Below are 20164 nucleotides of genomic sequence, written 5' to 3' on the forward strand. Positions count from 1 at the left end.
AAAGAAGAGAAAAATGAAAATTTTCAATAAAATATTTTTAATATCCGGAATCGCTGCCATGCTTTTATCATGTACGGGAGAGCTGGACGTTCAGCCGGAAGGAACTCCTACCGAAGCGAGTTTCTGGAAAACGGAAAACGACCTCATCACAGGAGCGAATGCGATGTACAGGCCGCTTGCTGACAGTGAATTTTACGGAAGAGGCCTTTTCTGGTTCATCAACGCCAGTGATGATATGGTAACGGGAAGATCTAAAAGTGAACCTGATAATGCCAAAAATTTCAGCAGCAACTATATTGCCGCCGGAGACTTGGAAACCCAATGGAATAAAAGATACACTGTGATCGGAGTCGCTAACCGGGTCATCCGGAATATCGACAATATTCAGACTTCAACGGCGGTGAAAAACAAATATCTTGGGGAAGCCCTGTTTATGAGCAGCAGAATGTATTTCGAACTTGCTTATAACTATGGAAATGAAAAAGCCGGAGTTCCTATTGTAGACCGTACCAAAGATCCGGATCCTAATCCTGTTCCGAGAGCAGCTAACGTAATGGAAAATTACAATTACATTGTTCAGGACCTGAAAAAAGCTGCTGATCTACTTCCATATCAGGAACAGCTTCCGGCAAAAGATTACGGTAGACCGCATAAAGCAGCTGCCTGGGCTTTGTTGGCAAAAGTGTACCTGTTTATGAAAGACTGGCAGAATGCAGCGTTCTGGGCGAATGAAGTGATGACTAAAGGGAACAGGAACCTTCTGTTCAATTATGCGGATGTTTTCAAAGCAGAAAATAATTACAGCTCAGAATATATCTGGTCGGTACCAAGTACACCCAAGTTCAATTCCGTAGGAAGCATTCTTCCGGGAGTTATGCTGGAAAACAAAGGTTGGGGACAGTATAATGGCTGGGGATATTTTCAGCCTACCAAAGAATTGTATGATGAATATGAAACGGGAGATTTAAGAAGAAGCGCTACGATTCTGAAGCTGGGAGATAAATTCACTTTCAACGGTACGGAAAGAACCTATGCTTCTACCAATTCGCTTACCGGATATCAGTTCAACAAATACATGGATGCCTTTAAATACGCGCTGAACAGTGGCCACGTAAGTGCTAACGGAGATTATCCGTGTACCGATCTTGCCGTTCCGATCATGCGTTATGCCGAGGTTATTCTGATCAGGGCGGAAGCTTTGCTAATGATGGGGCAGAATGCCGACCAGGAAATCAACAGGATCAGAGTTCGTGCAGGATTATCTCCTAAAATAGGATGTACCCTGGCAGACCTGAAGCATGAAAGACGTTGCGAGCTTGCCGGCGAATGGGCAGACCGCCACCGGGATCTTGTGCGTTGGGGCGATGCGCAGGCCAGTTACGCAAAACCGCTGCATGGCATCAACGGGCAGACCGTTTGGGCAGCCAGAAATTTTAATCCTTCGGTACACAACGTCTGGGCAGTTCCGCAGGTAGAAATTGTTAACAGCAAAGGGGTAATCAAGCAAAACGAAGGCTGGTAAAATTTAATTTAAAATATAAACCGCAATCATCACGGAACTATTCGTGATGATCGGTTTTTCTAAAGACAATATGAAGATATTTAAAATATGGATAGCGTTGGCCGTTGGGATCTGGTCGCAAAATCATGCACAGAATTATTTGAATTATAGGGTAAGCAACGCCCATTCGCATAACGATTATATGCAGGATGTCCCTTTCTGGGATGCTTATTATGCCCATTTCGGATCTATTGAAGCCGATGTTTTCCTTGTGAAGGGTGAGCTGTGGGTAGCTCATACGGAAAAAGACCTTTCTCCGGACAAGACATTGGAAAATATGTACCTCAACAATATTTCCAGGCAGATCAAACTGAATAAAGGACACATCTATAAAGATAATCAGAAGCTCCAGTTGCTGATCGATATTAAAAAAGATGCAAAAGCTAGTCTGGCAGCCCTGATCACTGAATTAAAAAAATATCCTGAAATTACAGGAAACCCTGAAATAAAGATTGTAATAACAGGAGACCGGCCGAAACCTGAGGATTTTAAAAGCTATCCGGATTACCTGTACTTCGACGGAAACCCTGATATAACTTATACAACGGATCAACTGCAAAGAGTAGGGATGTTCAGTTCCGATTTTACGGATCTGGTGAAATGGAGCGGGAAGGGAATCCCAAGAGATGAAGAAACGGCAAAGATCAGGAATGCAGTTGAAAAGGCACACGCCCAAAACAAAGCCGTACGCTTTTACGGAGCACCCGATTTCACAAATGCCTGGATAAACCTGATGGACTTGGGAGTGGATTATATCAATACCGATCATATTCCTGATCTTAAAAAGTTTCTGAACACAATCCCGAAAAACTTTTATAAAAATAGCAAAGAATACAGCACATACGCACCTACTTATGAGACCGACGGGATTCATAAGAAAGTAAAAAATGTAATCCTGCTGATCCCGGACGGAACATCTCTTCCTCAATATTATGCTGCTTTTACAGCTAATAAAGGAAAGCTGAACGTATTCAATATGAAGGCGACGGGATTATCCAAAACGAGTTCCTACAATGCCTATATTACCGATTCGGCTCCGGGATCCACAGCTTTTGCAACCGGCGTAAAAACCAAAAATACATTTGTTGGAGTCGATGCGGCGGGAAATCCTTTAACCCAGATTCCCGATATTATTGCTGAAAAAGGAATGGTTTCCGGGCTGATTTCAACAGGAGATGTTACCGATGCGACACCTGCAGATTTTTATGCCCATTCGGATAACCGGAACAGCTCGGAGCCGATTCTGAAAGATTTTATCAGTTCTAAAACTAAAATTCTGATCGGCGGACCTTCCGGCGGATTAACAAAGGAAACGGAACAGAAATTCAAAGAAGCAAAAATTGACATTTACCATGATTTGAAATCAGTAGGGAAAATGAACGGCCGCACCTTGGTGGTCGATCCTCTGGCATCCAGACGGATAACCAATGGAAGGGGAAGCTGGCTGGCTGATGCTTTTGATCTGACCCTGAATAATCTCAAATCCAATGAAAAAGGCTTTTTCATGATGGTGGAAGCTTCACAAACTGATGGAGGCGGGCATAGCAATAACATCGGACAGCTGGTTACCGAATTGCTGGATTTCGATGAGGTCGTAGGAAAAGCCATGAAGTTTGCTGATGAAAATAAAGAAACACTTGTCGTTGTATTGGGCGATCATGAGACCGGAGGGCTCAGCCTGCTGGACGGAAGCCTAAAAGAAGGCTGGGTGTTCGGAAACTTCAGTACGAATGATCATACCTCATTGCCTTCCAGTGTATTTGCTTATGGTCCAAATTCCAAAGAATTTACCGGATTTTTTGAAAATACGGAAATTTTTAACAAAATACTGGCTGCCTACGGTATTCAGAAATAGGAAATCGATTATTTTTGATAGGAAAAGGCTGCCTAACATAAGGCAGCCTTTCTCATTTATTTTAGATTAATATTTTAATTGGTATCACGGGTTAAAATTTTTTCAAGATCCTGCCAAAACATCGGATATGATTTTTCAACAACATCTTCGTCTTCTATATTCAGTTCCTTGATTAGACAGAACGGCGCAAAACTCATCGCCATCCGGTGATCCTGATAAGTTTTGATCGAAATGTTTTCCTGGGGTTCACCGAAACTTATCGATTTGATGGTTGAATCCGTGATTTCAGTTTCCGCTCCCAGTTTTTGTAATTCGTTGTATAAAGCCAGCAGCCGGTCGGTTTCTTTTACTCGCAAAGTTCCTAATCCTGAAATCTCGAATGGAATTTTCAGAGCCGATGCGGTCACACAAAGCGTCTGGGCAATATCCGGGCAATTGTTCATATCCAAAGCAATCTTTTCCGGAAACTGGAAATCTTCTACAGGCTGAAGGGTAACCTTATGTTCTCCTTCCGTAAAAATTGTTTTAATGCCGAAAAATTCCTCATAAATGTTGGCAATGGTAGAATCTCCCTGGGTGGAAGTTTTATAAAAGCTTTTCAGGTGCATAATTTCCCTTCCCAATGCAGCAAAGGAATAAAAATAGGAAGCAGAACTCCAGTCGCTTTCCACTTCATAGCTGATGACGGATGACGGATATTCGATAAACGGTTCAACTTTGATAACATTTCCGGTAAAGCTTGCCTGAATACCGGATTTCGCTAAAATATCCAGTGTCATTTCGATATAGGAACGTGAAGTAATTTCGCCGACAAGGTTGATTTGTAATCCGTTTTCCAGTTTTCCGGCAATCAGCAGGAGAGAAGTGATGAACTGGCTGGAAATATTCGCCGGAACGTCTACCTGGGTTTCGGTAATTTTTCTTCCCATAATCTTTAGAGGCGGATATCCTTCATTTTCCAGATACTCGATTTCTACACCAAGATTTTGTAAAGCTGTCACCAGGTTTTTAATGGGTCTTTCCTTCATTCTTTTCGAACCTGTCAGAATGGTTGTTTTCCCATCCTGGATCGAATAATACGAGGTCAGAAAGCGCATGGCTGTTCCCGCGTGGTGGATGTCGACCGTTTCCGTATCTTCAGAAAGGGCTTTTTTCAACAGCTGGGTATCCTGTGAATTGGAAAGGTTTCCGATTTGTATATTGTTAAACAGGCTTTCTAAAATTAATAAACGATTCGAAATACTCTTCGAACCGCTGATCTGTATGGTTTGGTTGGGTTTTAATGTTGATTTTTCTAGCTTCTTCATTGTTCATCGGGTTGGGAAGCCGGAGAAGAGGGTGAAAGTGATATCCTGTGCAAAACTTTCGTTCCTGTCATCCGTCTTCCGGCATTATTTTAATTTTTCATTATTCTGATGGCGATCTTTATCGCGTTCCGTTTTGATCTTCATTTTTTTATCGAAAGCTTCCTGAAGGTTCACGCCGGTCTGGTTGGCCAGGCACAGCGTTACAAAAAGTACATCGGCGAGCTCTTCGCCTAGGTCTTTTGTTTTATCGCTTTCCTTTTCGCTCTGTTCGCCGTATCTTCTGGCAATAATTCGCGCCACTTCGCCGACTTCTTCCGTTAGCATTGCCATATTGGTAAGCTCGTTAAAATAACGGACGCCGATCGTTTTGATCCATTTGTCCACTTGCTGCTGGAGATTTGTAATTTCCATTACGGTTTATGTTTTAGCTGTTCCTCAAGAACGGCAACTTTAGATTTTAATTGATTCAGTTCCTCTTCGTAACCTGCTGTATTCCCCATATTTTCAGTAAAATCGGCGACCTTCCCGAAAAATTTTCTTATCGTAAGATATAATACAATTAATACGATAAAAGCACCAAATTTAAATATATTGAAATCCATACCTTAAGACCTGTTTTAAAAATACTGGTAAGCGCCCAATGTCGGATTTGAAGTTCTCGATACATTGGCAATATCCGTAGGAACAGTGGCTGCTACCGATGCATTTCCTTTTCCGATGGCAGGCGAATTCTGCTTTACCCGCATGTTCATTTTGGCAACAAAATAATTAACAAATAAAGGATCCTGATTTTTAATTGATTGAATGACGCTGGTATTGGTGTCAAAATTAAAACCGGCTTCCGATGTACCGGAATATTTGATCAGGCAATTCTGAAGAAGGAAATTAAACTGCTGTCCCGGCGTCTGCTCAAAGCTCACCGAATTATCCCGGTCCGAATACACAATACTGTTTCTTACATTAAGCATTAAAGCACCCTGCTCCTTTGTGCCGGATTCGTTGGTCCATTCGTTGCTGGCATGCAGCCCGTTTCTGTTATAGGAATGCAGAAGATCCGAATAATTAGCAATGGTGGAGTGCGTAAAATTATAGTTTCCTCCCTTAAAGATGCCAACCGCCGATTCGCCACAATTGTTCATTACTAAATTTTTTGCATTGATGGTGGAAGCCACCGAATAAATCCCGTATTCCTGGAAAGTATGGATAAATGAGTTACTGATGGTAGCATTGGTCTGCTTCAGATCAAGCCCTCTGGTACCGCCGAATAACCGGGCATAGTTCATGTTTAATGTAGAGCCGGCACTCATTTTAATGGAATTCCAGTTCTTAGGAATCGTATCGTAAGCCGGATCATTCCGGTCTCCACGAAGCGTAACATTATTGGCAAGGGTACCGTTAATATTCAGGGTAGCTCCGGAAAGCACTTTCATTCCGCTGTTTTTATGGAAATATACTTTGGTACCCTGCTGGATATTGAGAACCGCGTTCTGATCGATGGTAAGATCTCCGTAAATAATTTTCGCTTTATTGCTGGTCCAGTTGGTTGTTGAAGTAAGGATATTCGGATTCGTCGGTGTCTTAATAAAGAACTCCGCATCCTGTACCACGGAGAATAAAACCACCTGTTGCTGACCGGCCGGACTCTGGAACAAAACTTTATCTTCAGCAATCGCTTCCGGTCCTGTTGCTTCCGGAGCAATTTCAACGAAAATATATAGGCTGTCTTTCTTTCTTAAAGGGACATCTTTAAAATCGTAGCCCGGTTTTCCGTCTACATTGATCTTATATAAAGAAGCAGCGCCTTTTTCCAGATGAATCCTCGGGATCAGAATATCTTTGTCTTCATTATTATATACTTTTACGGCATAGGTTTCAGAACGTACCTGGTGATATACCGTATCACAGAAAACGGTATCTCTGGAAAAGCTCAGTTCCTGCGAAGGAGCATCGAAACTGATATCATCCTTATTACACGAGACCGCCATGACAAGCATCCAGAAAGAAAAAGCCAGTAATAATTTGAATTTCATCGAAATTAAAGTTTAAATAGATTTCAAATGTAACGAAAATACTTTAAATTTCTTGTGAAGAAAAAATTATTGATGTGTTATTTGTAATTTTAAAAAAATATTGTATTTTTGCACCCTAAAATTAGCAGAGAAATATCCATTACTATTTCGAAAGCAAACTTTAATTTTTTAAAAATTGTATTATGAAAAACGGAATCCACCCAGAAAATTATAGACTTGTTGTTTTCAAAGATATGAGTAACGACGAAGTGTTTCTTTGCAAGTCTACTGCAGAAACAAAAGACACCATCGAGTACGAAGGACAAGAGTATCCTTTAATCAAAATGGAAATCTCTTCAACTTCTCACCCTTTCTACACAGGTAAAGTGAAATTAGTTGACACTGCTGGTAGAGTTGATAAGTTCATGAACAAATACAAAAAATTCGCTAAGTAATTTTTTGAAATTAAAATATTTAAAAGTCTTCCAAATTTTGGAAGACTTTTTTATTTGTATTTTTGTTACACCTTAAACTTTGAATCTTAAACCTTAAACTATACTGAACGATGCAATTGGTATTTTCAGATGCACAATATTGGGAAGACTTCCTTCCGCTTACCTTTACCCGTCCCGTTGCAGAAATGCGGTGCGGCATTCTTACCTTTTCTGAAAGATGGCAGAAAATCCTCCGGAATACAGAAATTTCTTTCTTCACGGAAATGTATCTTCAGAAAAAATTTCCTGAACCTCAAAAAAAAGAAAGTCTTTTTCTGGTAACGAATTTTTTACCGACAGAATCTGTAATTCAGCAAATAAAAGATTTAAAACAAGGAGAAGCATTGGTTTATGAAGACGAATTAGTGGCTGCAAAGATCAATATGGACGGTTTCTCTCTCCAGCAGATCGAGAAGATGACCGATATTAAAGAAGAACTGGTTTTCTTTAAAAAGCCAACGGATCTGTTTACCTATAATCAAAAAGCAATCGATTTCGATTTTGAACTGCTGACCAAAGGCAGAACTTCTCAGGAGCTTTCCTCTACCAACGGTTTTTTAGGAGATAAAAAAGACCTTTTTATCGAAGAAGGTGCGCAGATCGAATTTTCCACCCTCAATACCAAAACCGGGAAAATTTATATCGGAAAAGATGCTGAGGTAATGGAGGGCTGTCATCTCCGTGGACCAATTGCGCTCTGTGAAGCCTCTAAATTTAATTTAGGCTCAAAAATCTACGGCGCAACAACGATCGGCCCTCATTGTAAAGTGGGCGGAGAAGTGAACAACATCATCATTTTCGGCTATTCCAACAAAGGGCATGACGGCTTTATCGGAAATTCCGTGATCGGGGAGTGGTGTAATTTCGGAGCAGATTCCAATTCATCCAACATGAAAAACAATTACGGAAACGTAAGACTTTGGAACTACCGCACCAAAGCGTTTGAAGATACCGGGCTTCAGTTCGCCGGACTGATTATGGGCGACCATTCCAAAACCGCCATCAATACCCAGCTGAATACGGGAACCGTAATTGGCGTGGCCTCCAATATCTTTAAAGAAGGTTTCCCGCCGAACCACGTTGAAAACTTTTCATGGGGTGGTTTTAAAGATGATGAGAAATTTAAACTGGATAAAGCTTATGAAGTTGCCGGAAGAGCGATGGCCAGGAGAAATGTGATGCTGCAGGACGAGGATAAGGCTATTTTAAAACATATTTTGGATACGTATTAATTCTAATATATAAAAACGGTTTCAATTTTGAAACCGTTTTTAGTTAAATTTTATTACTTTCAAATAATATTTGTCAGAATATCTATTAATGTTCTTCCAGTAGAAAAAAATTAGTGTAATATCTATGTTTTTATTTTAAAGAAAAACATTTTACTTTTTTTATTGGAAAGATAAGAAGATGTATTAATAATATTTTTTTTCATTCTTCTTGGCACTATATTAAAATCCACTTCTTTAATTGTCGTGATTTTTAATGTGGTATAAATTGGTTGTATTGTTTTTACATCAAGCCTGTTAGACCAAATTTCATCTTTTTCAATATTATTTTCTTTCGTCGAATAAATATTTTCGAGTAAGGTATATTTTCTATCTAAATATTTAGTAAAATATTTTAGTTGATTTTTACTTAAATTATTAATAAATGAAATTATATAGCTGTTTTTGCCTATTGTTTTTATCTTAAATATATATTCCGATTCTTTTAATAGACTGTCATGGAACTCTACAGGGATATAAATTTTTTGTACATTCTTATAAATATCATAAACAGAAGAGGCAGGCTTATTTAGTTGGCCATTATTTTTAATTTTTTTTTTAATATTAAAAACAAATAAATCTACTTTTACCGAATCTTTTACTCCAACTTTTTCACTCGAATTATTTTCTATTAAGGAGTAATAAATATTTTCATCAAGTTTTTTCCATTTAATACTCTGCCCATAAACATTAAAAACTGTTATAATTAAGAGAAATAAAAATATATTTTTCATCATTCACTCATCTCTTTATTGCTTTATCAAAGTAACGCTCGTTGGAATCCCCCAACCTGCACCGGGAGTAGGAGAACTCCCGTTAATATTAATATTTTCTCTTGGGGTCATCTTCCATTCCATAGTTGTGGGATTAATTATTTTTAGTTCGATATAAACAGGCTTGTGGACAACAACATCGTCGCCTAACAAACTAATGGTATTATAGTTATTTGAAAGATTTCCACTTCCTAAAATAATCGGAAAGTTTGGATCATAAAGTCCATTTAACGTAAAATTAAATTTATCAACAATTAAATTTCCATTCTTAAAATACTTGTAACCACCATAAAGAACATCTTGAAAATAATCATTTAAATCAAAAAAATTATCATGTTCTTTTTTGATTATTTTCACATTAAATTCATCATTTCCGTTGGTATATTTCCATGTTCCAACAAATTTGTCTAAAACACCCGTAGTGTCTTTTATGTAATTACCACTATGCAAAACATTGGTATTATAGCTAGTTAGTGGATAAGTAGTTTGGGATTTTATAAGTGAGGTTGAAGCAAATAAAATTGCAAATAAAAATATATTTTTCATAATGTTTTTTAATTTGGGCAATTGGTTTTGTTTGTTTTATTAGTCAGTGGATTATAGATCAATTGTTGCCATGTAGAAAAATCAGTAGATGACTTAATTAACTGAACTCCTGCGAATTTTGTATCAAAAAACTCAGCAAGTCCATTCTCGTTTTGGTCAATAGTATTTTTTAAATTCACTTTTTTTTCATAATCATCTTCTCTCATTTTCTTAATATTATCAAACTCCCAGCCCGCAAAGTAAAAATTAGCCCAAGAAGTAAAAGAGTTAAGATCTGTTATGGTCATAGCATACTGTGTACCGTTATCGGTGACAAGATAGAAAACGGTATTTTCGTTAAAGTTTCCGTTATCAATCCCATCTTTAATCGCAAAAATATCAGCTAAAGAAAATATAGTAAGGGCATCTACTTTATGTGTATGCATAAAAACGGGATATATATAGCCGGGACCCAAAGAAGGCTCAACTTGATGCTCAACATTATCTTCCTCAAATATTTGATATTGCCAATCAGTATTATTAGGATTCTGAAAAATAGCATAAACGGTTTCTCCTGTAATCTGCGGATTTACCGATGGTAGTTTGTTAGTTTTCAAATCAATTAATAATCCTTTTACATTTGTAGCTGGATTAGTATTAATAACATTTCTTAATAGTGAATTTTTTATTTTGTTGCAAGGATTGTCAGTAGTAGTTGTTCCACCAAATCCACCTCCGGGATTATTGCCATTATAAGGTCCTGTAACTACAGGTCCGTTACCAGGAGATGCACCACCTCCATCACATGTATTAAAAAGATCATATGAGATGCCTGTATAAGAATAACTGTCAGTAGGTAATCCATTTCCTGTGCATGTGCAGCTGCCAATTTGTGAATAATTGTGGATGCCGTGGCAGCATATTGTGCCGGGAACATAGATGTTTACAAAGCTTGGAACCATGATCTGACATGGGTTTGCCATATATTTTCCAAAAATATCAGTCCCATTCCGTTTTCCTATAGGTGCTATGGTAATATGCTTTTTTAGATCTTCAAGAGTGAATTTATCCAGACTTTCAATGGCTACTTTATCATAAGAAGAAATAAAGGCTTCAAATTCTGAGTTTCCCAAATCGCTCAATACCAGATTTTCAAGAATATCCAGATTGGTTTCTTTTCTTTCAATTTTGAAGGTGTAGGTTTTATGCCCTTTTTCATCCTCAATATAAATAGATTTTTCGGTATCCACCGAGAACTCTTCTTCTGAATCTATATATGTTCGGGAATTTTGATCTTTAAGACCGGATAAAGTTTTGAAAGCGGCAATTTTTTCCGCTACAGTCGGAGACTGTTGTTTCAACTGCTCATAATTAAGCTGTTTTGCGGTATAAGATTGTTTTATTTGATCGGTTCTTCTTTCGTAATCTATGAACTCGTTTCGGCAGGAATATAATGTTGTTAATAAGACTATCAGTAAAGACAGCCGGAAGACTAATTTTTTTCTCATTTAAGGTTTTCGTTTTTTTAGTTGTTAAATATAATCTTTTTATACTATAGATGCATTATTTTGTCTTTAGGTTGGAAAGTGTGTAAAATCTTTATAATTTTTTCCTGTTGGAACATTATGTTTTTATGCTTACAACTGATTTACATGACAAATATGTGATATTTTCTTCAAATATCTTATATCAAAAATTACTGATTTCCGCTTTATTTTTCTAAAAGAAAAAATTATGTACTTTTGAAGGAAATACTTTTGTGCTATGACGTTAGGTGAAAAAATAAAAAAAGCAAGACTCGGTAAAAACTTCACGCAGGAATACCTGGCCGAGGTTCTGAATGTTTCCCAGAAAACCTATTCCAACTTTGAAAATGATAAGACTAAACCCGATTTCCATCAGGTGGAAGATATTGCAAAGGCACTTGAAATAAGCGTGCTTGATTTTTTGAGTGGAGATAGTATTACTGTTAATCAGAATAACAATGAAATTGCCGTAGCACAGAATTATGCACCCATCACATTATCTGAGAAACTTATTGAACAATATGAGCAAAGGCTGAAGGATAAAGACACGGAGATCGAATTTCTCAAGCAGCTTCTCGGTAAAAAATAGAAACTTCAAAATTTTTTGAAGTTTTTTTGTTTTCGGTGTAATAAAATGTAAAAACCGGTTGTCTTAATTATAGAAACAAAACTTATGACTCAGGAAATCTTCAGGGATACGGTATTTATTCTCAAAAATGAGATGTATCGCTTTGCGAAAAGGTTTGTCATGAGCAGTGATGAGGCGGAAGATGTGGTGCAGGACCTGATGATTAAGTTTTGGCAGAAGAAAGAAGAGCTGGCACAGTTCGGGAACTTAAAGTCCTATGCACTGAAAGCGGTACGGAACGAATGTCTCAACAGGCTGAAACATCACGATGTAAAGCTGGGATTCGCCGATATGCAGCTTCACCGCTCCGAGCTGTACAGTATGGAAGTGAACAATCTGAAGGAACACATCATCGGTTTCATCAATCAGCTTCCGGAAAAACAAAAGACAGTGATCCATCTGAAGGATGTGGAAGAATATGAAGTTTCGGAGATTGCCGAAATGCTGGAGATGGAAGAAAACGCAGTACGGGTAAACCTGATGCGGGCTAGACAAAAAGTAAAAGAACAAATTTCACAATTGATGAATTATGAGCAAAGACAAATTTCAAGATAAATACGATGAAATCTTCCAGGGAATAAAGGAAGAAAAAATGGACTGGGATTTTGAAGATTTCCTGAAAAAAGCGGAAGGCAAAGAAGAAGAGGCTCAGGGAAATAAAACGCCGATTATCCCGATCGGAACACAAACAAAACCTTCATTCCCGAAATGGTTCTGGATGGCAGCAAGTGTGGTTTTACTTTTGAGTATCGGTTTTATCTTCAATTATAACCAGAATGCTGATCTTAAAGATAAAGCTCAGCTGGTTGAAAACCAGATCAGGCAACAGAAAAATAATTTCATCGAAGAGAACCGCGATCATCAGGTAGCAATCAACAACCCGAACGATTCTCTTGCCGAGGCCAAGAAAGATTCGATCTTTCAGGGTAACAGAATGGCGGAAAAGGATGTTCTGGATGAAATCCTGCCGAAGAGAGGAAGGCTTAAAAAAGAAAGAAGGCCGAAATATGTATATAATTCCTCAAAAACTGATTCTACAGGCTATAAAGATTCTTACGTTATCGTTAATGGTAAAAGAATCGATAATGTAGAAGAAGCAATAAACGTGACTAAGTATTCATTTCAAATATTTGCAAATAACGTCAGTGAAAAATTAGTACAACCTAAAGTCGTTGACGACGATTATTAATTAACCTTAAAAAAGATTATGCACCTGATCAGGCACTAATAATCAAATAAAAATTGACTCATGAAAAAAGTATTCATCATATTCGCATTGGCCTTTTCGCATTTCTTCAATGTGTACGGGCAGAAAGATAAAGTAGACCAGCTTTTTGATAAATATCAGGAAGTGGAGGGCGTAACGACCATTAAGATTGCCAAACCGATGTTCGGGATGCTCAGCAGTCTGGATTTGGGAGATGCAGAACTGGACCAGATCAAACCTTTACTGTCTAAAATTAACGGACTGAAAGTTTTTATCGCCGAAAAGCCACAGGAAGGAAACTCTGCAAAGGGGCACCAGCTGGCTCAGATCAATAAAGATATTAAATCGTATCTGAGCAATCTGAACTACAGTGAAATCATGTCCGTGAACAGCAACGGCGCGAAGATCAAATTCCTTTCCGCGGAAGAAAAAAACGGTGTCCTTGATGACTTATTGCTCAGCATCGACAACGGAGGAGAAGAAAACATCCTGATCAAACTGGACGGAAAACTGTCGATGAACGACATTAATAAAATCATCAATTCCACGGAAACCAACATCAATCCGGTAACCAACTCCAGAAATAACACGATTTCCGAAAATACCTCTTCCTACCTGAACGGAGAGAACAGAAATGTAGGAGAATTCTCAGGGATTCAGGTAAGTACGGGCGTTAATCTGGTTTATAAGCAGGAAAACCCGACCAGCGTGAAAGTAATTGCTGATGCCGACAAACTTCAGTATATCATTACCAAAGTTGAAGGCGGTATTCTGAAAGTCTATGTCGATAACAAAGGACAGAAAAATTTAAAATTCAAAAACATCAGTGTCAATGTCTCCTCACCGAGGATGGATAATATCAAAGCGTCTTCGGGAGCCCTGTTCACCGCCATCAGTCCGGTTCAGGAAAACAATCTGAGTATTGATGCTTCCTCCGGGGCAATGGTAAAGGGAATGTTTGATGTTTCAAATAATGCAAAGATTGAAGCTTCCTCCGGAACAAGTATCAAAGTTGGGGTAAATGCCAAAAATGTAACGGTAAAAGGATCCAGCGGTTCCGATACAAATATTGAAGGAGAGGCACGATCAGCAGCTTTTGACATCAGCAGCGGCGCAGTTTGTAAAGGAGAAAACTTCAGCGCAGATCACGTAGAGGCAGAATCTACTTCGGGAGCCAGCTTATCGGTAAGCGCATCGCGTACTTTAAAAGCAAAAGCATCTTCAGGCGGTCTTATTAAATACAGAGGAAATCCTGAAATTACGGCTGATATCAGCAAGATGTCCGGTGGAACTTTAAAACCGATCAATTAATTTTAAATACGAATCACCATGAAAATAATAAAAACCATTTTTCTGATGCTTTGCACATTGATGATGATGCAGTCCTGCATCGTATCTTCCGGAAAATCGAATATGACATATTTTTCAGATTCCGGAGAAGAATTTAAAGGCGCGAAGTTTACGAGTATGAATCTTCCAATGTTCCTGGCAAAGCCCATCATTAAAAAAGCATTACGGGAAGACGGGGAAGATCACGAAGATGTTATCCGGATCATCAAAAAGATTTCAAAAGTGAAAGTGCTGACGATAGAAAATGGCGACAAAAGCATGCTGAGGGATTTTGCAGCCTATCTGAATAACAACAATTATGAAGATTGGGCAACCATCATGCATGATGGCGACCGGATCAACATCCGCGTAAAGCAGAAAGGAGATGCTATTAAAAACATGCTGATCACCATAAACTCTAAGCAAGAACTTTTATTCGTCGATGTCAAAGGAAATTTTACCTCCGGTGATATCTCCAGATTAATTGCTTCTGCATCAGATAAATAGTCTTACATTTAACCAAAATTATATTGGTTATGGAAAGATTAATCCGAGAAGTACGTATCCTTAAAATATACGGAGCAGTACTTACTATTTTGTGTGTGATGTTCTTTTTCCTTGCCTTTAAAGGCAACCCTAAACAGCATTTTAAGGAAATCGATGTCGAAAGGATCAATATTATCGAAAAGGACGGAATGCTAAAAATGGTCATCAGCAATAAAGAAAGGCAGCATCCCGGAATGGTTAATCATCAGGCCATGAAGCCGCGAGCAAGAGAAGCGGGAATGATTTTTTTCAATTCTAAAGGTAATGAATGCGGCGGACTTGTTTATGACGGTGATGATAAAGGTTCCGGAATGGTATATTCGGTAGACCAGAGAAACACAGACCAGATTATGCAGCTGCAGTATTCGGAAGCCGTAGGAAAGGAAAAAGGAAGAGTATACGGATTAAAACTTTGGGACCGACCGGACGATTTTATGCTGGAGCAACTGATAAAAGTTGATGACTCCCTGAAAAAGCTTGATAATCCGGTATTGTACAAAAAAGCTTTTGCCAAACTGAGTGAGGAAGGAAAACTCGGGAACGAACGTTTCTTTGCCGGAAAAACCGCTAACGGCGATGTAGGCATCTTTATCCGTGACAACAAAGGAAGAGTACGCCTGCAGATTTATGTGGATAAAAATAACCGAACCAATATAGAATCTTTAGATGAAGATGGAAAGGCTGTTAAAAAATGACTGAAGAGGTGAGCCATCGCCTTAAAAAGTATAAATTATTTTGTTAGAAACCATTCCATAGGGAGTGGTTTTTTAATTTAAAGTATTGATTATTAAGTTTTATGTAAACTATTAAACTTGATTTTCATATTTCGATAAAATACCTTAATTTTGCAAGAAAGTAAAGATGTCTATTCATAACAAAATTGTAGAGACAGCCATCACTTTCGATGACGTGCTTCTAGTCCCTTCTTATTCAGAAGTTTTACCTAACCAGGTTTCATTAAAATCAAGACTTACCGACAAAATTACGCTGAATGTTCCGATCGTTTCTGCTGCGATGGATACGGTAACGGAAGCTGAACTGGCTATTGCCCTGGCAAGAGTGGGAGGTTTAGGTTTCATTCATAAAAATATGACGATTGCCGAGCAGGCCGCTCAGGTAAACCGTGTAAAACGTTCCGAAAACGGAATGATCTCTGATCCGGTGACGCTTTCCAAAGAAGCAACCCTGGGAGAAGCCCGAGAGCTTATGGCGAAATACAAAATTTCAGGTCTGCCAGTAGTAAATCCGGAGAATGTATTAATAGGGATTATTACTAACAGGGATGTAAAATACCAGGAAAACCTCGAAATGAAGGTAGAAGAGATCATGACAAAAGAAAATCTGATTACTTCCGATAAAAATACCAACCTTGAAAAAGCGAAGGAAATCCTTCTTCAAAACAGAGTAGAGAAGCTTCCGATTGTAGATGCTGAGAATAAACTGGTAGGTTTAATCACCATTAAAGATATCGACAATCAGCTTGAATATCCGAATGCCAACAAAGATCAGAACGGAAGGTTAATCGTTGGAGCAGGAGTTGGAGTAGGAGAAGATACTTTGGATAGAATCGCCGCTTTGGTGGAAGCCGGAGTGGATATCATCGGTATCGATTCAGCTCACGGTCATTCCAAAGGAGTTTTAGATAAAATCTCCGACATCAGAAAAGCTTATCCGGATCTGGATATCGTTGGCGGAAATATTGTAACGGCAGAAGCAGCCAGAGATCTGATCGAAGCAGGAGCCAATGTTCTTAAAGTAGGCGTAGGGCCCGGTTCTATCTGTACGACGAGAGTAGTAGCAGGAGTAGGTGTTCCGCAGCTTTCGGCTATTTATAACGTATACGAATATGCCAAAACCAAAAATGTTGCGGTGATTGCAGACGGTGGAATCAAGCTTTCCGGCGATATCGTAAAAGCGATTGCCAGTGGAGCAGGAGCAGTAATGCTGGGATCTCTTTTAGCAGGTACGGATGAGGCACCGGGTGAGGAAATTATTTTCCAGGGCCGTAAATTTAAAACCTATCAGGGAATGGGAAGTCTTTCTGCCATGAAGAGAGGTGGAAAAGAAAGATATTTCCAAAGCGAGGCTAAAAAATTCGTTCCGGAAGGAATTGAAGGAAGAGTGCCAAGCAAAGGAAAGTTGGAAGACGTTATTTTCCAGTTAACCGGTGGACTTAGAGCCGGAATGGGATATTGTGGCGCTAAAGATGTGGAAGCATTGCAGACGGAAACCAAAATGGTCATGATTACAGGAAGCGGATTAAAAGAATCCCATCCTCACGATGTGATCATTACTCAGGAAGCTCCGAATTATTCTCTATAATAATTGATCACTAAATAAAAGCAAGGCTGTTTCATTTGAAGCAGCCTTTTTATTTTAATAGAATTTGTTACAATCTGATTAGATTTAATAGTTGTAATGAATTTCAGAAGCAGTTGAGGTATGGTCATTTAATTTTACAGCAGCTGAATTTCTTCTTGATCACATAGTTTAAAAACCTTCCCTTAGATTGTACTGTTCTGAATCTTTCAAAAACATCTTCAGGCAATTCCAGGTAATCATACACAGCACCGGACTGATAGGTAATTCTCAGAATCTCAGTCTGCGGAAAATAGACATAAGTATGAATAACAGATGACGGCATGATAAATGGGATACAAAAAATATTCCTTTATCAACAAATAACCATCGCCGGAAAGCGATGGTTATCAGGTTTTTTAATTAAATCATTTACCTAAATTATCCTTAAAATCATCAATCCGGAAATCTGTAAGGGCATTTCCTTTTTCTACCTTTTCTTTGGCGTACAAACGGAAATCGTTTTCCGTTTTTTCCAGAAGATAATCGTAAGGCCCGACATGGGAAATAAGTTTTACCAGCACAGGGGAAATTTCAAGACAGATGAAAAGACCCATGATAAAAGTTGCTGCCAAGCCGATGACCGCAGAATTTTTTCCCAACTCATCCAACGCCTGTAGTCTTGCTGCAAAACCGTTGAATTTATCTTCAAATGTTTCCGTAGATTTTCGTTCCGTTTCCAGATTGGTATAGACTTTCGAAATTTCCTTATCCAAATATTCCAGTCGGGGAGCAGCCTGTTTTCTATAATTTTCCAGATCCTGCCTTCTCTGTTCTTTCAGCTCCTGCTTACGTTTGGCATTTGGTCCGAAGCCTTCCTTACCGCTGGTTAAGCCGGATTGTTTTCCTAGGATCTCTTTTTCCAGTTCTACAGACGCCGAATCATATGATTTCTGGTAGCTGGCAATTTTATCGGAAATCTGTTTCTTTTCCGTTTCAAAAGGACCGCTTTGCTGAAGGATCCTGCCGCTCATTTCGCCCTGAAGCTGCTTCTTATTTCGCTGGATAATAGTGTTCAGCTGCTTGTTAACTTCCTTTTCAAAAATTTTAAGCTCCAACGGTTTGGAAATAATAATTCCTAAAAAAGTAGCCAGAATCAACCTCGGGATGGCCATTAAAATCTGGTTCCACCACGTCCCTGTTTTTTTGATGGAAGAAACGATATAGCGGTCGAGGTTAAAGATCATCAATCCCCACAGGACACCGAAACCAATAGCCGCCCAGATATCATCAAATACCGTATACATCGCATAGCCCGCAGAAAGGGTTGCAAAAACCGCAGTAAATAGAACGATCCCGCCGATCCCTGCAAATTTATTCCATTCGCTCGGCGTTTTTCGTAAAATGTGAATATTTCCTCCGGAGCATACCATCAGAAACTTCTGGAACCAATTGATGTTATGATTCGCTTGATTTATAGTTTGTTGGTTGTTTTTCATGACAGAAAATTTATACAAATGTACTACTAAAATCTATACCGATGTAAAAGATAGTATTATGTTTTACCCAGTATAGTTGTTTAATTATCTATTTTATTGTTAATCAGTAAATTAAATTTATTAAAGAAAATATTCTTATCTTTAAATAACAATCATTAAAAATTTAAATATGAAAAATGCAATCAGCTTTTCCCTGGTGTGCCTTACATTGGCTTTAACTTCATGTAAAAAAGAAGACAAAGTTGATGATGATCTGAAAGAAGTAGCAGCCAACATCAACAAGACCACTCCCCAGATCCTTGCCGACGGAGTTCGCCTAGACAGTGTTTCGGTACAGCCCGGTAAAATTTTCAGATATAATTATACTTTAACGGATGATACCAAAGATTCGGTAAGTCCGGATCAAATCGAGACCTTTAAAACCTCTGCAAAAGAAGGGGCACTGCGTGTAGTGAAAACATCTCCGGAAATCAAGGAATTTCGGGATCGGGATGTAACCATGGTCTATACTTACTACGATAAAGACGGTAAGAAAACTGCTGATTTTAAAATTACACCGGAAGAATACAAAACGAAGTAAGTTTAACCAGAAAATAATGAAATCCCGCAGATTTGTATAGCTGCGGGATCTTTTATTTTAAACGGTTGGGATTCTGCTTCAGAAAACTTTCCCAGCCCGTATAGGACTTGGTATCGGCAATTGTCCCCGAATTGAAGTGGTGGCAAACCGCTACCGCCAGGCCGTCGGAGGCATCCAGGTATTTGGTCGGGAATTCTTTTAAATTCAGAAGATTCTGTAGCATTCCGGCTACCTGCTCCTTACTCGCATTTCCGTTTCCGGTAATCGCCATTTTTATTTTTTTGGGAGAATACTCCGTGATCGGGATGTTCCGGTAAAGACTGGCGGCCATTGCCACGCCCTGCGCACGCCCCAGTTTCAGCATACTCTGCACGTTTTTTCCATAAAAGGGAGCTTCCAGCGCAACCTCATCTGGATGAAATTCATCAATCAGGGCAAGGGTTTTATCGAAAATATATTTAAGCTTGGTTTCGTGATTCGGGTATTTTTTTAGCAATAATTCATGAATGGAAATCATTTCCATTTTCCCTTTTTTCACGGAAATAATTCCAAAACCCATGACGGTTGTTCCTGGATCGATCCCTAAAATAATCTTCTCTGCAATCATTAGGTCAAAGATATGACTTTCTAGACTTTTTTATTAGAAATAAGAAATATTAAATCTGACAAAATTATCAATCAAAGGCTATGACTTTCAGCAAACAAAGCTATCAACTAAAAAATTAGTTCAATTAATTTATCCGAGTGTAGTATAAAAAA

22 protein-coding genes are annotated in these 20164 nt (G+C 38.6%); 12 read left to right on the plus strand and 10 right to left on the minus strand.

All coding sequences use genetic code 11. The features are described from left to right. The first annotated feature begins 13 nt into the window (after window positions 1–13). Window positions 14–1522: a RagB/SusD family nutrient uptake outer membrane protein gene (locus tag QE422_RS04145; protein ID WP_307455273.1), complete on the plus strand. Its 1509-nt coding sequence runs from the start codon at window positions 14–16 to the stop codon at window positions 1520–1522. A 70-nt stretch (window positions 1523–1592) separates the two neighbouring features. After that, the gene (locus QE422_RS04150; RefSeq protein WP_307455275.1) at window positions 1593–3416 is read left to right on the plus strand and encodes an alkaline phosphatase; all 1824 of its coding nucleotides are present in this window, start codon (window positions 1593–1595) and stop codon (window positions 3414–3416) included. Between the two features lie 74 nt (window positions 3417–3490). Here QE422_RS04150 and QE422_RS04155 read toward each other — a convergent pair whose 3' ends face one another. The 4 genes from QE422_RS04155 to QE422_RS04170 form a co-directional block, all read right to left on the minus strand. Continuing rightward, on the minus strand, window positions 3491–4723 hold the full coding sequence (locus QE422_RS04155) for a 3-phosphoshikimate 1-carboxyvinyltransferase (protein WP_307455277.1): 1233 nt from the start codon (window positions 4721–4723) through the stop codon (window positions 3491–3493). An 84-nt stretch (window positions 4724–4807) separates the two neighbouring features. Beyond that, complete coding sequence (locus tag QE422_RS04160; protein ID WP_307455279.1) at window positions 4808–5134, minus strand: nucleotide pyrophosphohydrolase; 327 nt, start codon at window positions 5132–5134, stop codon at window positions 4808–4810. Further along, a complete protein-coding gene (locus QE422_RS04165) occupies window positions 5134–5325 on the minus strand; it encodes a hypothetical protein (RefSeq protein ID WP_307455281.1) in 192 nt (63 codons plus the stop codon). Before QE422_RS04165 ends, QE422_RS04160 begins: the two co-directional genes overlap by 1 nt. Before the next feature lie 15 nt (window positions 5326–5340). Beyond that, window positions 5341–6753 carry a hypothetical protein gene (locus QE422_RS04170; RefSeq protein WP_307455283.1) on the minus strand — a complete coding sequence of 471 codons (1413 nt, stop codon included), beginning with the start codon at window positions 6751–6753 and terminating at the stop codon, window positions 5341–5343. Window positions 6754–6935: 182 nt separating this feature from the next. Here QE422_RS04170 and QE422_RS04175 point away from each other — a divergent pair, with 182 nt between their 5' ends. Both QE422_RS04175 and QE422_RS04180 read left to right on the plus strand, forming a co-directional pair. Beyond that, the gene (locus QE422_RS04175) at window positions 6936–7187 is read left to right on the plus strand and encodes a type B 50S ribosomal protein L31 (protein WP_002976190.1); all 252 of its coding nucleotides are present in this window, start codon (window positions 6936–6938) and stop codon (window positions 7185–7187) included. 110 nt (window positions 7188–7297) lie between these two features. Continuing rightward, entirely contained in the window at window positions 7298–8458 is a 1161-nt protein-coding gene (locus QE422_RS04180; RefSeq protein WP_307455285.1) for a GlmU family protein, read from the plus strand. 122 nt (window positions 8459–8580) lie between these two features. On the opposite strand, the gene QE422_RS04185 is transcribed toward QE422_RS04180, so the two are convergent. From QE422_RS04185 to QE422_RS04195, 3 genes are read right to left on the minus strand one after another with little or no spacing between them, the layout of a single operon-like run. Beyond that, entirely contained in the window at window positions 8581–9231 is a 651-nt protein-coding gene (locus tag QE422_RS04185; protein ID WP_307455287.1) for a hypothetical protein, read from the minus strand. A gap of 12 nt (window positions 9232–9243) precedes the next feature. Then, complete coding sequence (locus QE422_RS04190; RefSeq protein WP_307455289.1) at window positions 9244–9813, minus strand: DUF6705 family protein; 570 nt, start codon at window positions 9811–9813, stop codon at window positions 9244–9246. An 8-nt stretch (window positions 9814–9821) separates the two neighbouring features. Continuing rightward, window positions 9822–11300 (minus strand): hypothetical protein, encoded by a 1479-nt coding sequence (locus tag QE422_RS04195; RefSeq protein WP_307455290.1) that lies wholly within the window; start codon window positions 11298–11300, stop codon window positions 9822–9824. A 256-nt stretch (window positions 11301–11556) separates the two neighbouring features. On the opposite strand from QE422_RS04195, the gene QE422_RS04200 reads away from it, so the two are divergent. The 7 genes from QE422_RS04200 (at window position 11557) to guaB (ending at window position 17350) form a co-directional block, all read left to right on the plus strand. Continuing rightward, a complete protein-coding gene (locus tag QE422_RS04200) occupies window positions 11557–11907 on the plus strand; it encodes a helix-turn-helix domain-containing protein (protein ID WP_307455291.1) in 351 nt (116 codons plus the stop codon). Window positions 11908–11991: 84 nt separating this feature from the next. Beyond that, on the plus strand, window positions 11992–12501 hold the full coding sequence (locus QE422_RS04205; RefSeq protein ID WP_307455293.1) for an RNA polymerase sigma factor: 510 nt from the start codon (window positions 11992–11994) through the stop codon (window positions 12499–12501). After that, window positions 12476–13135 (plus strand): hypothetical protein, encoded by a 660-nt coding sequence (locus QE422_RS04210; protein ID WP_307455295.1) that lies wholly within the window; start codon window positions 12476–12478, stop codon window positions 13133–13135. Before QE422_RS04205 ends, QE422_RS04210 begins: the two co-directional genes overlap by 26 nt. A 60-nt stretch (window positions 13136–13195) precedes the next feature. Beyond that, a complete protein-coding gene (locus tag QE422_RS04215; RefSeq protein ID WP_307455297.1) occupies window positions 13196–14464 on the plus strand; it encodes a DUF4252 domain-containing protein in 1269 nt (422 codons plus the stop codon). An 18-nt stretch (window positions 14465–14482) separates the two neighbouring features. Beyond that, complete coding sequence (locus tag QE422_RS04220) at window positions 14483–14989, plus strand: DUF4252 domain-containing protein (RefSeq protein ID WP_307455299.1); 507 nt, start codon at window positions 14483–14485, stop codon at window positions 14987–14989. Between the two features lie 29 nt (window positions 14990–15018). Then, window positions 15019–15723, plus strand: coding sequence for a hypothetical protein (locus QE422_RS04225; RefSeq protein ID WP_307455300.1), 705 nt, complete (start codon window positions 15019–15021; stop codon window positions 15721–15723). Between the two features lie 166 nt (window positions 15724–15889). Then, entirely contained in the window at window positions 15890–17350 is a 1461-nt protein-coding gene (gene guaB / locus QE422_RS04230) for an IMP dehydrogenase (RefSeq protein WP_307455302.1), read from the plus strand. Between the two features lie 124 nt (window positions 17351–17474). On the opposite strand, the gene QE422_RS04235 is transcribed toward guaB, so the two are convergent. Beyond that, window positions 17475–17672: a KTSC domain-containing protein gene (locus tag QE422_RS04235; RefSeq protein WP_307455304.1), complete on the minus strand. Its 198-nt coding sequence runs from the start codon at window positions 17670–17672 to the stop codon at window positions 17475–17477. A gap of 82 nt (window positions 17673–17754) precedes the next feature. Further along, on the minus strand, window positions 17755–18825 hold the full coding sequence (locus QE422_RS04240) for a DUF4407 domain-containing protein (RefSeq protein ID WP_307455306.1): 1071 nt from the start codon (window positions 18823–18825) through the stop codon (window positions 17755–17757). 169 nt (window positions 18826–18994) lie between these two features. Here QE422_RS04240 and QE422_RS04245 point away from each other — a divergent pair, with 169 nt between their 5' ends. Then, window positions 18995–19405, plus strand: a complete 411-nt coding sequence (locus QE422_RS04245; RefSeq protein WP_307455308.1) for a hypothetical protein — start codon at window positions 18995–18997, stop codon at window positions 19403–19405. Window positions 19406–19457: 52 nt separating this feature from the next. Here QE422_RS04245 and ruvC read toward each other — a convergent pair whose 3' ends face one another. Continuing rightward, on the minus strand, window positions 19458–20012 hold the full coding sequence (ruvC, locus tag QE422_RS04250) for a crossover junction endodeoxyribonuclease RuvC (protein ID WP_307455309.1): 555 nt from the start codon (window positions 20010–20012) through the stop codon (window positions 19458–19460). Window positions 20013–20164 lie beyond the last annotated feature (152 nt).

The organism is Chryseobacterium sp. SORGH_AS_0447 (assembly GCF_030818695.1).
Taxonomy (GTDB): domain Bacteria; phylum Bacteroidota; class Bacteroidia; order Flavobacteriales; family Weeksellaceae; genus Chryseobacterium.